The following is a 13591-nucleotide window of genomic DNA, read 5'->3' on the forward strand; positions in this document are numbered from 1 at the left end:
AAGGTGACACAAAACCATGCCCATATACAACAAACTTGTCAGGGATCGAATCCCAGAAATTATTGCACAGGGTGGAAAAAACCACAGCACCCGAATCCTCGATGAAACAGAGTACAAGACTGAACTTCGTACAAAGTTAGCCGAGGAACTAAATGAATACCTAGAAGCAGCCAATGACAATGATGCTATGGAGGAATTATCCGATATCCTTGAGCTGATTCAAACATTGACAACCATTCATGGCTCAACCGTGGAACAACTCGAATCGATTCGAGCAGATAAAGAAGAGAAACGCGGAGGGTTTAAGGAAAGAATATTCCTTATTGATGTTCAAGATGCCTGATATTAAGCTTATCACAGAAAATTTAGTAGATGAATTAATCCCAGGGATTGAGCGGGCATCTGGTATATACATCATGACGTCGTTTGTGATGAAGTCGGGCGTTCAAATTCTCTCTCCCTATTTGAAAGCTGCCGCAGAACGTGGAGCTGATATCAAAATACTTTGCGGGGACTATTTATTTATCACTCAACCTGATGGACTTCGTGAGTTGGTTAACATTGATACTCGAATAGAGGCCAGGCTTTGGCATAGTAGGGGTGCTTCATTTCATCCCAAAGCCTATTTAATGGATTACGATCATGGAGCGGGTCTTCTCATCGTTGGTTCTTCCAATTTATCTCGATCTGCTTTTCGACTGGGTGTCGAATGGAACTTGGCTATGAATGCTGAAGCCGAGCCTTATACATTCCAGGTCGCATTGGACAAATTTATGAACAATTTCTATGATGAATGTACAGTTACCCTGCATCAGGAGACTATCCTACTATATGAAAAAGAATATCTGATTCAGCGACAGAAAAGTCCTGTATTAGTGCGTACTATTACTGAAATAGAAGAGTCAGAGCTCATGTTACCACATAAAGAAACAGAGGCTAATGATCATGGTGAGATTCAGCCTATTGCACATATAGTTGAACCACGGCCTGCTCAAAAGCAAGCCTTAGACGCATTGGATAAAACGGTAGAAGAACAATACGACAAAGCAATGGTCGTCATGGCAACTGGACTTGGTAAAACATATTTAGCTGCGTTTTTCGCTCAAAGGTATAGACGTGTTTTGTTTGTTGCTCATCGTGAGGAGATTCTCCATCAAGCACAGCGTAGTTTCCAAACGGTTATGCCTGAGCGGAATGTCGGGCTATACAACGGAATCGAAAAAGACGTATCAGCGGATAACGTTTTTGCGTCCATCTACACGCTTGGGATGAAAAACCATCGGGAACAGTTTGCTCCAGATGCCTTTGACCTCATTGTTGTTGATGAGTTTCACCATGCTGCGGCCAAAACATATCAATCCATTTTAAATTATTTCCGACCTCTATTTTTGCTTGGAATTACAGCTACCCCGGACCGGATGGATGGCAAGGATGTCTTTGCTTTATGCGGTGGAAACGTGGCATTCCAGCTGCATTTTCTAGAAGCGATTAAGCGACAGTGGTTATGTCCATTTCGCTACTATGGGGTTTATGATGAAACAGATTATACCGCTATCTCATGGATTGGTTCACGTTATGATGAGGAGGAACTTCTTGCAGCTCAGCTGCGTGACGAGATGGCTGAAACTATTTTCAATGCGTGGAAACAACATAAGCAGACGCGAACGATTGCGTTCTGTTCATCCATTAGACAGGCCAACTTTTTAACGAGCTACTTTATACAGCAAGGAATACCGTGTTTAAGTCTGCATTCCCGCACCACAGAAATGAGCCGAAGCGAGGCTATTAATAAGCTCACAAGGGGAAGCATGGAAGTTATCTTCACAGTAGACCTCTTTAACGAAGGTGTAGACATTCCTGCGGTAGACACGCTTCTGTTTGTTCGTCCGACTGAATCTCTTACTATATTTACACAGCAAATCGGTCGTGGTCTGCGATTGCATATGGGGAAGGCGTATTGCACAATAATTGACCTTATAGGCAATTATCGGAATGCGGACATTAAACTCAATCTTTTTGCCATGGATAGTGCTGAAGCTGAAAAGGGCAAGCAACCCAAAATAATCCCTGAGGTTCCAATAGGTTGCGAACTCCATATCGATTTAAATGTAATCAATTTATTAGAGGAACTATCTCGTAAAAAACAACCGCGAAAAGACAAACTGCGCACAGCATACTTTAATTTGAAACATGAATTAGGGCGACGGCCGACTTACCTTGAATTGCATCTGCAAGGAAGAGAACCAAGCCGTGAGTACTGGCAAGAATTCCGTTCCTATGCAAACTTTCTGTCCTGGGCAGAGGAACTGGACGTAAAGGAAACAGAAATTTTTCTCCGTTATGAGCATTGGCTGAAGGAAGTAGAGAGCACAGTCATGAGCAAAAGCTACAAAATGACCGTCTTACTCTATATGCTCGAACGAAGTGCTGCTGAATGGCTGAGGCCGATAAGCCCATTGGAAGTCGCCCCTTTCTTCCATCATTACTACATAGAAAAAGAATTCCGGAAACGCATCGATTTTTCAGATGCAGAGAGTACAAAGCTCTGGAATTATGATGAGAATAAAGTGGCAAAGCTGGTCGCAACCATGCCTATGACCAAGTGGAGTGGAAGTTCAAAAGGCTTAATTACTTTTGAGAATGGTTTTTTTACGTTAAACTTTGAAGTTCTACCAGAGGATATGGCAATGCTGCACGCTTGGACAAAAGAGATTTGTATGTATAGGCTGCATACGCATTTTGAGCGTCGAGGTAATACAGAATTTAGATGACCTCTCGGGCTACACATTACTTTCGAAAGGAAAAGAAAGACCTTTTCACATGGATTATATTTTTGGATTGATCCCGCATACAGTTCGCGTCGAGACGGTTGGATATTACTTTGATGGAATAAGGGTATGTTGATCTGAGTCATGCTGATAAGACTTTATCGAAAATATCCAAATAAAGAAAAGGATTTCTCTTCTGAATCTATTGAGTATTACAAAGAACGTACCCAAAAAACAAATAATCCTGATTGACATTATTCAAGTCCAGACCAAATGTATAACTTAAGCTGTTATGGTGATATGATTTTCAAAGAAAAAATATTTTGAAGACGATATTAAGTCTGAACCAACACAATTGTTTAGTAAGACGGATTGAAGTTGAGTTTGAGGATGCATTTTCTCAATAACTAAATAATATATGAGCAGCAGAACCCAGCGGAGTGCGGCAAAGTGCCACGTGAGGCTAAATAATGTTTTCCCAGTGCAGAGATATTGGTGATAATTTGGTGTGAAATTGGTGATAAAGTGTAGCAGCAACCTACAATAAGCGGCCTACTTGAGCAATTGTCAGTTTCTATCTGACTCACGAACTAATCCGCATACGGTGCATGTGAATTGGTTGTATTGTTGCAGAGGGATTTTAGTACAGATTAAATGGGAATAGTTAATTAGAGAGTTCTGGGGCGGTAGACTGGTTGTTAACGAATTCATAAATAAGATTGAAAAGCATCTGTTGTTGAAACAGGTGCTTTTGTGTTAAAAAGAGCATAGAAGAGCTATTTCTTTACGCTAACGCATAAGACTGAGATAATCTCAGCAGAAACCGGGGTGTTTCATGAAACAAGGTCTTTACGAACAACTTATTAACAACATCACGATGAAGCGCATAACCGAGTTAGACCCAGCCTTATATGATATTGGCAAAGAGCCATTGGACCCGGAAGAAGCAAGAAAGCTACTCTCTAACTATATAGCTGTAATAACTCGTAGGGCTTTAAAACTAGTACGGGAGCAAAATAGCAATGACGAAGAAGCCGTATTTGCACAAATACGTGCCTGTAATGAGATCATTTGCACGTTAAAGGACAGCTTAGGTCAATCGGAATACAGTGAATTGCAACTTGATGAGCATGGTGAAGTACTGACCTATGTATACTCAAAGTTAAACCATATCCGTGGGATAAAAGAAGAAAAGGTTCTTCGTCCAACAACTCCATTATCTCAGAGTTCATTGTTTACGGGTTCTCATTCTGAACCCAATATGATGAGTGAATTAAAACATGAAATTGTTACTGCAGATCGTATTGATCTGCTTGTTTCTTTTATTAAATGGAGCGGACTTCGTTGTCTAATGGAACAACTCGGTCAATTTACGTCAAACGGTGGCAAATTAAGAGTTATAACAACGACGTATATGGAAGCCACTGATTTTAAGGCCATTATAGAGTTAAGTAAACTGACAAACACCGAGATCAAGATTTCCTACGATACAGAACGAACGCGACTACACGCCAAAGCATATGTGTTTAAGAGGGATACGGGATTTACAACAGCCTATGTAGGTTCGTCTAATCTCTCGAATCCTGCACTCACTAGCGGATTAGAGTGGAATTTGAAGGTAACAGAGAAAGATTCATACGATGTCCTGAAGAAAATTGAAGCAACCTTTGAGAGCTATTGGAATGATCGAGAGTTTAAGAGTTTTTTGGCCTCTGACAACGAACATGAGCTACTACTCAAACAAGCACTCGGAAGAAATAAGGAGAAGGATCGCAATAATTTATCTTTTCAATTCAATATTATGCCCTATGACTACCAGAAGGATATACTTGAGAAACTCGAAGCGCAGCGGATGCTTCATGGAAGAATGAAAAACCTTCTAGTTGCTGCTACTGGCGTAGGAAAAACGGTGATTTCTGCTTTTGACTATAAACGGTTTGCCCAAATTAACCCCAGAGCACGACTTCTATTTGTTGCGCATCGTGAAGAGATCTTAAAACAAAGTATGGACACATTCCGCTTTATCTTAAAAGATTTGAATTTTGGTAATCTACATGTAGGAAGTAATCAAGCGGAATCCATTAACCATTTATTTATTAGTATTCAAAGCTTCAATTCGCTCAAATTAGTCGAAATCACTTCGCCAGACTTTTATGATTATATTATTGTGGATGAGTTTCATCATGCTGCGGCACCGTCCTATCAAAAGCTTCTTGCCTACTTCCAACCTCAAATTTTACTTGGCCTAACTGCTACCCCGGAGCGCATGGATGGAAAGGACATTCTTCACTACTTTGATGATACAATTGCTGCAGAAATTCGTTTAACGGATGCCATTGATCGAAAACTACTATGTCCATTTCAATATTTTGGTGTGACTGATTACGTTGATTTGTCTCAGGTTAAATGGTCCAGACGTGGCTATGATCTTCAGGAACTGGATAATTTGTATTCTAATAATAAGATTCGCGCTACGCAAATCATGAATAGTTTAAAAAAGTACGTCACAGATATGGAAGACATTAAAGGACTCGGATTTTGTGTAAGTATCGATCACGCACTTTATATGGCAAAAGTATTTCAGGAAGCAGGAATCCCTGCTATTGCGCTACACGGGGGATCTAGTGACGAAGAACGAACTCAAGTAAAGCAAAGACTAGTTAGCGGTGAAATTAAAATGGTGTTCGTTGTTGATCTCTATAACGAAGGGGTTGATATACCTCAGGTTAATACTATTCTATTCCTTCGCCCTACAGATAGTTTAACTGTCTTCCTGCAGCAACTTGGTAGAGGGTTACGTTTGTCCGAAGGGAAAGAATGTCTAACCGTTCTTGATTTTATCGGACAGGCCCACAAAGACTACAATTTTCAAGAGAAATTTCGAGCTTTACTTGGAAAAACCAAGCACTCCGTTCAGTATTACGTCGAACAGGGCTTCTCCAGCCTACCAAGGGGGAGTTTTATTCAGTTAGAGAAACAGTCTAAAGAGTATATTCTGAAAAGCTTGAAACAAGCGACGAACAGTCGCAAGAGTTTAATCAATAAGATAAAATATTTCGAAGGAGATACTGGGTTACATTTATCCCTTGAAAATTTTGTCCAATACCACGGATTGACTCTATATGAGTTGTATGGTGGGAGAAGTGGAAATCGGACATTTAAAGGTTTGATGGCTGAAGCAGATCTTATTGAGCCTTTTGAGTTCGAGAATAAAGAATATTTAATCAAACGCATCCCTTCCTTGTTAAATTTAAACTCGCGACGCTTGCTGAAGTTTATAACTGCTTATCTGGAAGAAGGAAAGCGAGCACAAACAGAAGAAGAGCGTCTAATGTTAAATATCTTTTATTACACCTTCTATCGTTCTGAGCCCCAAAAGCAAGGATTTAACGATATCGAGCAAGGGATTGCGTCTATTGTTGCTTACCAACCTTTCCGAGACGAGATTGTAGAGATATTGAAATACAACTATACCCATATTGATTTTGTTGACAAAAAAAATGATTTTCCCTATGTATGCCCATTAGATTTACATTGTAAATATTCAACCGATCAAGTGCTTGCAGCTTTCGGGTTTTGGAATGAGGATAAAGCTCCGAGTTTCCGTGAAGGCGTGAAGTATTTTGAGGATAAGGAGACAGATATTTTCTTTATTACTCTTAATAAATCGGATAAGGATTTCTCGCCTTCTACGCTGTATGAGGATTATGCGATAAATGAGCGATTATTTCATTGGCAGACACAGAGTCGTACATCGGAGGAGAGCAACACCGCTAAAAGATATATTTATCACAAGCTACTGGGGAAAAGAATTGCATTGTTCGTAAGGGAATATAAAGAAGATCATAATTACACTTCTCCGTTTGTTTTCTTAGGAGAAGCCGAGTATGTTAAACACGAAGGTAATAAACCAATGAGTTTTGTTTGGCGGTTAAAAGAAGAGATGCCTGCGGCACTAGTACCGGCAGCAAATAAAGTAATCGTATAGGGTGTGAGAGCAAATGATTGAGGTAGCGGCAGCCATAATTGAGGACAAGCTAGGTCGGATCTTAATAGCCAGACGTAAAGAAGGTAAGGCCCAAGAAGGAATGTGGGAATTCCCTGGCGGAAAGCTAGAGAAGGATGAAAACATACAGGAATGTCTGCGAAGAGAACTACTAGAGGAAATGAATATCGAGATCATTCCATACGAGTCATTTGGAGTAAACGACCATCATTATGGTTCTACGTATATTCGCTTATTCGCATACAAAGCGACCTATGTAAGTGGAGAGATCACTCTTATCGATCATGATGATTACCGATGGGTGTATCGGAATGAATTGAATAAATATAAGTTTGCACCAGCGGATATCAAATTTGTGGATATGTTAGATAAAGAGTATCGTTATGATATCGATGCAAAGTTAAAGTAGAACATCAAATGGAGAGAATACAAGGAGCGTGACGATAGGGGTAACCCTAATCGGGCACGCTCTTTGTCTTGCATCTGTATTAATTTCAGTAACATGTCTTGATTACGCTCTTAGCTCATCCTGCCACTCACTAATGTCAAAGGGGCTTATGGCCTTTCCGATAACTTGGGGAGAATACCGTTCTCCTTAAGATAATACGCTTTGAGCATAGCCTTCATAGCCATCTCCGCAACAGACTGACATTGCTCGTACATCCCGTAACTCAAGAAGATAGCAGCTGATTCCATATACTACTGCATACGGTGGGTTTCATACGGGTGGATCGTGGAACAATCGTCAATATGAAGCAGCCTTGGCTATTTGATCCCGTGCTTAAGGTGCTAAAGCTCCATAACGGTATTCCGGTTACGGGGAAAGTGGTACGGGAGCGTAATTTGAATGCTAGGGGCATCTACAAGCTCGGAGATTTGGCGAATTCTACTTTCGATACGAGAGGATGATTCCGGCATATCGCGCTGCCTTCAGCTTCGATAGGGACTATTATTTCTTAACAATGCTAGTCAAAATGACAGTTCTGCAAAAGCATGTTAAGCGCAAGAGGAAGACGCATATGCGTCCTCCTCTTTTTTCGTATGACCGGCAATTTCAATTACGAAGTCATTCAATTGCTAAGCTGCGCCGGACAACTCAGCATCCAAGCAGCGCGGTGCGCGTTCGTGCCTCAGAGTCACCGGAATTACACCGTTTCCGCAGAAGAACTCCGCGTATACACCAGCGGAAAATGATCCCCGGTCAGAAGCTCCCCAGGCTTAACCCTCACGTAATCGTGCATCGGGTGATTGGCCGTCGGCTCGTAACGCGTATGTCCCGGCATGTAATGGACGGCAATCGCTCTTCGCTTCAGCTGCGATTTATTGTGCGGGCTTCCATGCCAGGTGAGGCAGTGATGGTAGCCGACTTGGCCTTTCTTGATTTCGAATGGAACGGCCTCCACTACGGCATCTTCGGGCAGCAGCTCGGGCTGCTTGTGGTAAGGCATGAAGTCTTTGTCGCTGGCCAAATATTTCTGCTGGTTGCCCCATTTGTGGCTGCCGGGGACCATCCACATGCAGCCATTCTCGATAACGGCGTCGTCGAGAGCCACCCAGGCGCTGACCAGATTGGCGGGCTGAATGATCGGCCACAGCGGATGATCCTGGTGCCAGCCCGTAGGGCCGCCGGAGACGGGCGGTTTGTATTGGATCTGATCATGCCAGATGCGGACCTCGTCGGTATTGCACAGCTGGGCGATCTCTTCACAGATGCGGGGGTTCGCGGCATGCTGCAGGAACGCGTCGCTCGCCATCCATATATTGACGATCTGAATGACCCGCTCACTCACCGTCATTTTCATATTATCGTACATGCCGCCATCCAGCATGTTGTGATTGAGAATCGGCTTATTGACCGTCTTGCCTTCAATGACATCGTCAAGCTCGCGGCGAAGCTTCTCGACCTCCTCGTCGCTCAGGACGACGTCGCCTTTAAGAAATCCGGTGCGTTCAAATTCTTCAAGCTGTGCGCTGGTCAACATAATAGATTCACCTCTTCACGAAATGTTTGTTCACGCTTTCATTATATCTGTGTTAAACGGCGGCGTATTTAGAAAAAAAGCAGGGAGATTTGCACAAATTCAATATTTTCTGCAAATAATGGCCTTCCGCGCTTATGCGGCTTTTCGGGGAAATCTTGATTTTTCGTAAATTCATCTACTGTTTTTCTAAATACGAGGGGGGAGTTCCTTAGGTATGATGAAAGCGCAATCACTAAATATCCCTCTTGAACAGCACTGCAGCAAGCGGGGGCATGTATATCCGGATCGAAGGAGGAGGATCAGCGAATTTCCGAGATGGATCAATCACTTTGCCCTCTTCCGGTCGAACCTATATATATAAGTTCGTGGTCTCCGGAATGGAATGCAAGTCTTACGATTCTCTGCAATCGGCGCCGGCGACAGGGAACCATACCTTGCGCATAGAATTAAGGCGTCTTCAAATGCCAGACCGAAACTGCCCCGCATCCAAGATATGACAGGCATCAAATGTCACGAACCGAAGGTCATGTATGAGTGTTCACAAACTCAACCGGTTGGAGGATGTCTATGAAGAAGAAAACGATAAAAGGAATGTCCGCATTTCTCGTCCTGGTGCTAGCCTTGACGGTCATGTTAAGCGCCTGCACAAACGACGGAGGAACGAATGCACCCTCTGATACCGCGAATAAGGGAAATACGCCTGCGAATGACAAAGCCAGCAATGCCGAGAAAGCGGACAATAAGCCGGCTCCCTCCGATGAAACGGGCAAAGGAGGCGGCGGCACGACGACGGCAGCGGCTATCACAGAATTCAAACAAGCCCCTATGCTGGAATCCATGTCACTCCCCCCTGTTAAGGAACGCCTGCCTGAAGACTATAAGATCACGAACGAGATGCCGGAATCCATGCTCAAGTACGAAATCGGCAAATACGGCGGCACTCTGCGCACGGTTACGTCGGTGGTAGACTGGGATGCGGACGTGTTCGTGATGGAGAACGAACCGCTGCTCAACACGCCCGGTATTCTCGGCGATGAGATCACCGGCAATGTGCTGAAAGGCTATGAAATGAGCGCGGATGAGAAGACGTTCACGTTCACCATGCGCAAAGGACTGAAATGGTCGGACGGCGAACCGGTAACCTCCGAAGACGTCCGGTTTACGGTGGAGGACGTCCTGTTCAACAAGGAGCTGACACCGATATTCCCGGCTTGGCTGAATGCCGCGGGCGACCCGACCGGCACGCCGATGAAATTCGAGCTTGTTGACGACTATACGTTCAAGCTGAGCTTCGACAAGCCGTACGGCGGTCTGCTGATCCGGATGGCGATTCAGGGATGGCGCGGTTATCCTGAACTGCTGCGCCCGGCGCATTACCTGAAGAAATACCATAAGAAATACACCGATCTGGCCAAGCTGGAGCCTGAAATCAAGAAAGCCGGCTTCCAGAAGGGCGAGTGGGTCAACCTGTTCAACGATAAGGACATCTCGAATACGGAGCTGACGAACGGCAAGGCGGTGGGATTCCCCGTTCTCTATCCATGGAAGTTCGTGAAGAAGACGGGATCAACAGCCACCTTTGAACGCAATCCCTACTACTTCAAGGTAGACCCGGCGGGCAACCAGCTGCCTTACATCGACAAGATCCAGAGCTCGCTCGTACAGGATATCGAGATGGTTACGCTGAAGACGATCGCTGGGGAAGTCGACTTTTCCCGTGAGTCCGCAGCGCTTGTCAAGATGCCGCTGTACAAGGAGAACGAGAGCAAGGGCTATAAGGCGCTGCTTGCCAACATGCACGTGACGCCGACGGATATTTTCCTGAATGAGAGCAACAAGGATCCGAACTGGCAGAAGGTCGTGCAGGATGTCCGCTTCCGGAAGGCGCTCAGTCTGGCGATCGACCGGGATGAGATCATCGACTCGATCTACTACGGCTTCGCCGAGCCGGGGCAGTTCATGGACCAAACGTATGACGTGGATGCCGGAAACAAGCTGCTCGATGAGATGGGCATGAAGAAAGGCTCTGACGGCTTCCGTGTCGGTCCCGACGGGAAGAAGTTCACGATTCCGTTCGAGATCGGCGCGCAGGCACCCGATATCGTGCCGATGACGGAGCTGATCGTCGAGATGTGGAAGCAGCTGGGCCTGGACGTCCAGATGAAGACGATCGATTCGACGCTGTGGGGCAAGCGCCGCGAGGCGAATGAGCTGAAGGCCACCATCATATGGACGCATACGCCGCTTTGGTACATGGGCGACTGGGGCCAGGGTCTCTGGGGCGCGTCGTGGGACGTCTATCATACGTCCAGCGGCAAGAAAGGCGTTAAGCCGCCGGAAGAGGTCGAGGCCTTCTACGACAAAGTCGATGCAGCAGTCGCCAGCGACCCGAAAGACGCGAAAGCGTTGTTCGAGGACATGAAGAAAACGATGGCCGACAACTATTACTATTTCATTCATCTGGGCAACGTGAAGCAGCCGCTTATCGTGAACAGCAAGCTGCATAATATCGCCAATGATCAGGCTTTCGCGATCGCAACCAACTTCAGCGGCGAGCAATTCTTCTACGCCGAGTAGAGAACAAGGGCGGTGGGAACCAGGGCGCAGACGACTGTAATCGGCGCCCTGGGCCTTGCCGCTTGATTCTGGAGAAGGAGGGCTAACATGCTTAATTATATTGGCTACCGTGTGCTGCAGCTGGTTCCGCTCTTGCTGGCGATCAGCGTCATCGTATTTTTTATTATCCAGCTGCCGCCCGGCGATTTCCTTGAAACGTATATCCAGCAGCTTGAGATGTCCGGCACGGAGGTCGATCAGGGCACCATTCTGAGCCTGCAGCACCAATACGGACTGGATCAGTCTTTCATCATGCAGTACTTCATCTGGATGAAAAACATTCTGCTCGAGGGAGATTTGGGCCGCTCGTTCCAATGGAACCAGCCGGTTGCCGAAGTGCTCGGCGACCGCCTGATGCTGACAATGGTCATCTCCGTCATCTCTCTGATCTTCATCTGGGCGATTGCCATTCCGATCGGTATTTATTCCGCCACGCATCAATACTCGCCGCTTGATTATGTGTTCACGTTCATCGGGTTTATCGGGCTTGCCGTTCCCGGCTTCCTGATTGCGCTCGTCGTACTGTATTTCGTCTTCGTGAATACGGGCGTGTCGCTAAGCGGGCTGTTCTCGCCCGAATATGTCGATGCGCCGTGGAGTATGGCCAAGGTAATAGATATGCTGCCGCATCTGATCCTGCCCGTTGTCGTAATCGGCATGTCGGGAACAGCGGGGCTGATCCGTGTCATGCGCGGCATGCTGCTGGACGAATTGTCGAAGCAGTACGTAATTACGGCACGCGCCAAGGGTGTGGAAGGCAAGAAGCTGCTGTTTAAGTATCCGGTTCGGATGGCGTTCAACCCGCTGATCAGTACGATCGGGTGGACGCTCCCGGCACTGATCTCAGGTGAGGCGATCGTATCGATCGTCATGAACCTGCCGACGACCGGACCGATTCTCCTGCGGGCGCTTATGTTCCAGGATATGTATCTCGCCGGAAGCTTCCTGCTCATCGTCAGCGTCTTGACGGTGCTCGGGACACTGCTGTCCGATATTCTGCTGGCGTGGCTTGATCCGCGTATTCGCTTTGGGGGGGTTGCCGATTGAATACCATGTTGGAGAAAACAGTCGGTAAACGGAGATGGTTCAGACTCGGCAAGTCGAGGAAAATGGAGCAGAGCGATTCTTATGAGGTCGCGTCCCAGTGGCAGCTCATGTGGTGGAAATTCAAGAAGCACAAGATGGCCATGGCCGCCGCCATTATTCTGATTCTGCTCTACTTGACCGCTGCATTCTGTGAATTTCTATCGCCGAAGGTGCCGCTGGAGCGGTTCACCGCGTATAAGAATACGCCGCCGCAAACCATCCACTTCTACGACAAGGAGGCGGGCTTCAGCTTCCGGCCGTTCGTCTACGACATGAAGATGTCGGTGAACAAGGAGACCTTCCTGCGCACGTTCGAGCAGGATAAGAGCAAACGGATTTATGTGCATTTCTTCGTCAAAGGCGAGCCTTACAAAATGTGGGGCTTCATTCCGGCCGACATTCATTTCATCGGCACGAAGGATCCGAAGGCGCCCTTCTTCCTGGCGGGGACGGACGATCTTGGGCGCGACCTGTTCTCTAGGATGCTGTACGGCGCACGAATATCGCTGGCGTTCGGTATTATGGGCATTGTTCTGACGCTTATTCTGGGCCTCGTGCTCGGCGGTATTTCGGGCTACTTGGGCGGTGTGACGGATACGGTTGTCCAGCGTACGATCGACCTGCTGATCTGTATTCCCACCATTCCGCTGTGGATGGCCCTGTCGGCGGCAATGCCGCGAAACTGGTCGGCCTTGGAAATTTATTTCGGAATGATCATCATTTTCTCCATCATCGGATGGACTGGACTTGCCCGCGTTGTGCGGGGTAAAATTTTGTCGCTCCGCGAAGAAGACTTCACGATGGCGGCCCGGCTCGCCGGCGCAAGCGACATGCGGATCGTCACCAAGCATCTGCTGCCTTCGTTTGCCAGCTACATCATCGTCAATATCACCTTGTCGATTCCGGCCACCATTCTGGGTGAAACGGCGCTCAGCTTTCTCGGCATCGGCCTGGCGCCGCCTGTCGTCAGCTGGGGCGTGCTGCTCCAGGACGCGCAGAATCTGGAGACGCTTGCTCACCATCCGTGGCTGCTGTGGCCGGCAGCGCTCATCATTCTTACCGTGCTGATGTTCAATTTCCTCGGAGACGGCCTACGCGATGCAGCCGATCCCTACAAATAAGGAGGGCGACCA

General features: G+C 46.5%; 9 protein-coding genes. 8 read left to right on the forward strand and 1 reads right to left on the reverse strand.

Annotated elements, in window-relative coordinates:
• Positions 1–16 precede the first annotated feature (16 nt).
• The 5 genes from ACFPYJ_RS05615 (at position 17) to ACFPYJ_RS05635 (ending at position 7683) form a co-directional block, all read left to right on the forward strand.
• A complete protein-coding gene (locus ACFPYJ_RS05615) occupies positions 17–343 on the forward strand; it encodes a phosphoribosyl-ATP pyrophosphohydrolase (RefSeq protein ID WP_379187078.1) in 327 nt (108 codons plus the stop codon).
• Entirely contained in the window at positions 336–2771 is a 2436-nt protein-coding gene (locus tag ACFPYJ_RS05620) for a DEAD/DEAH box helicase family protein (RefSeq protein ID WP_379187138.1), read from the forward strand. The genes ACFPYJ_RS05615 and ACFPYJ_RS05620 overlap by 8 nt, the downstream gene beginning before the upstream one ends.
• 832 nt (positions 2772–3603) lie before the next feature.
• Complete coding sequence (locus ACFPYJ_RS05625) at positions 3604–6756, forward strand: DEAD/DEAH box helicase (protein ID WP_379187079.1); 3153 nt, start codon at positions 3604–3606, stop codon at positions 6754–6756.
• 13 nt (positions 6757–6769) lie between these two features.
• Positions 6770–7183, forward strand: a complete 414-nt coding sequence (locus ACFPYJ_RS05630; RefSeq protein ID WP_379187080.1) for a (deoxy)nucleoside triphosphate pyrophosphohydrolase — start codon at positions 6770–6772, stop codon at positions 7181–7183.
• A 317-nt stretch (positions 7184–7500) separates the two neighbouring features.
• Positions 7501–7683 (forward strand): hypothetical protein, encoded by a 183-nt coding sequence (locus ACFPYJ_RS05635; protein WP_379187081.1) that lies wholly within the window; start codon positions 7501–7503, stop codon positions 7681–7683.
• A 236-nt stretch (positions 7684–7919) separates the two neighbouring features.
• Here ACFPYJ_RS05635 and ACFPYJ_RS05640 read toward each other — a convergent pair whose 3' ends face one another.
• The gene (locus ACFPYJ_RS05640; protein WP_379187082.1) at positions 7920–8756 is read right to left on the reverse strand and encodes a phytanoyl-CoA dioxygenase family protein; all 837 of its coding nucleotides are present in this window, start codon (positions 8754–8756) and stop codon (positions 7920–7922) included.
• A gap of 567 nt (positions 8757–9323) precedes the next feature.
• Between ACFPYJ_RS05640 and ACFPYJ_RS05645 the strand changes: the two genes are divergently transcribed.
• The 3 genes from ACFPYJ_RS05645 (at position 9324) to ACFPYJ_RS05655 (ending at position 13579) form a co-directional block, all read left to right on the forward strand.
• Complete coding sequence (locus ACFPYJ_RS05645; protein WP_379187083.1) at positions 9324–11333, forward strand: ABC transporter substrate-binding protein; 2010 nt, start codon at positions 9324–9326, stop codon at positions 11331–11333.
• An 87-nt stretch (positions 11334–11420) separates the two neighbouring features.
• On the forward strand, positions 11421–12419 hold the full coding sequence (locus ACFPYJ_RS05650) for an ABC transporter permease (RefSeq protein ID WP_379187084.1): 999 nt from the start codon (positions 11421–11423) through the stop codon (positions 12417–12419).
• A 5-nt stretch (positions 12420–12424) separates the two neighbouring features.
• Positions 12425–13579, forward strand: a complete 1155-nt coding sequence (locus ACFPYJ_RS05655; RefSeq protein WP_379187139.1) for an ABC transporter permease — start codon at positions 12425–12427, stop codon at positions 13577–13579.
• The last annotated feature ends 12 nt before the right edge of the window (positions 13580–13591 follow it).

The organism is Paenibacillus solisilvae, from assembly GCF_042656405.1.
GTDB classification, from domain to species: Bacteria; Bacillota; Bacilli; order Paenibacillales; family Paenibacillaceae; genus Paenibacillus_Z; species Paenibacillus_Z solisilvae.

Coding starts and splice junctions, on each gene's coding strand:
- ACFPYJ_RS05615 (WP_379187078.1), top strand. CDS start 17: ATGCCCATATACAACAAACTTGTCAGGGATCGAATCCCAGAAATTATT.
- ACFPYJ_RS05620 (WP_379187138.1), top strand. CDS start 336: ATGCCTGATATTAAGCTTATCACAGAAAATTTAGTAGATGAATTAATC.
- ACFPYJ_RS05625 (WP_379187079.1), top strand. CDS start 3,604: ATGAAACAAGGTCTTTACGAACAACTTATTAACAACATCACGATGAAG.
- ACFPYJ_RS05630 (WP_379187080.1), top strand. CDS start 6,770: ATGATTGAGGTAGCGGCAGCCATAATTGAGGACAAGCTAGGTCGGATC.
- ACFPYJ_RS05640 (WP_379187082.1), bottom strand. CDS start 8,756: ATGTTGACCAGCGCACAGCTTGAAGAATTTGAACGCACCGGATTTCTT.
- ACFPYJ_RS05645 (WP_379187083.1), top strand. CDS start 9,324: ATGAAGAAGAAAACGATAAAAGGAATGTCCGCATTTCTCGTCCTGGTG.
- ACFPYJ_RS05650 (WP_379187084.1), top strand. CDS start 11,421: ATGCTTAATTATATTGGCTACCGTGTGCTGCAGCTGGTTCCGCTCTTG.
- ACFPYJ_RS05655 (WP_379187139.1), top strand. CDS start 12,425: ATGTTGGAGAAAACAGTCGGTAAACGGAGATGGTTCAGACTCGGCAAG.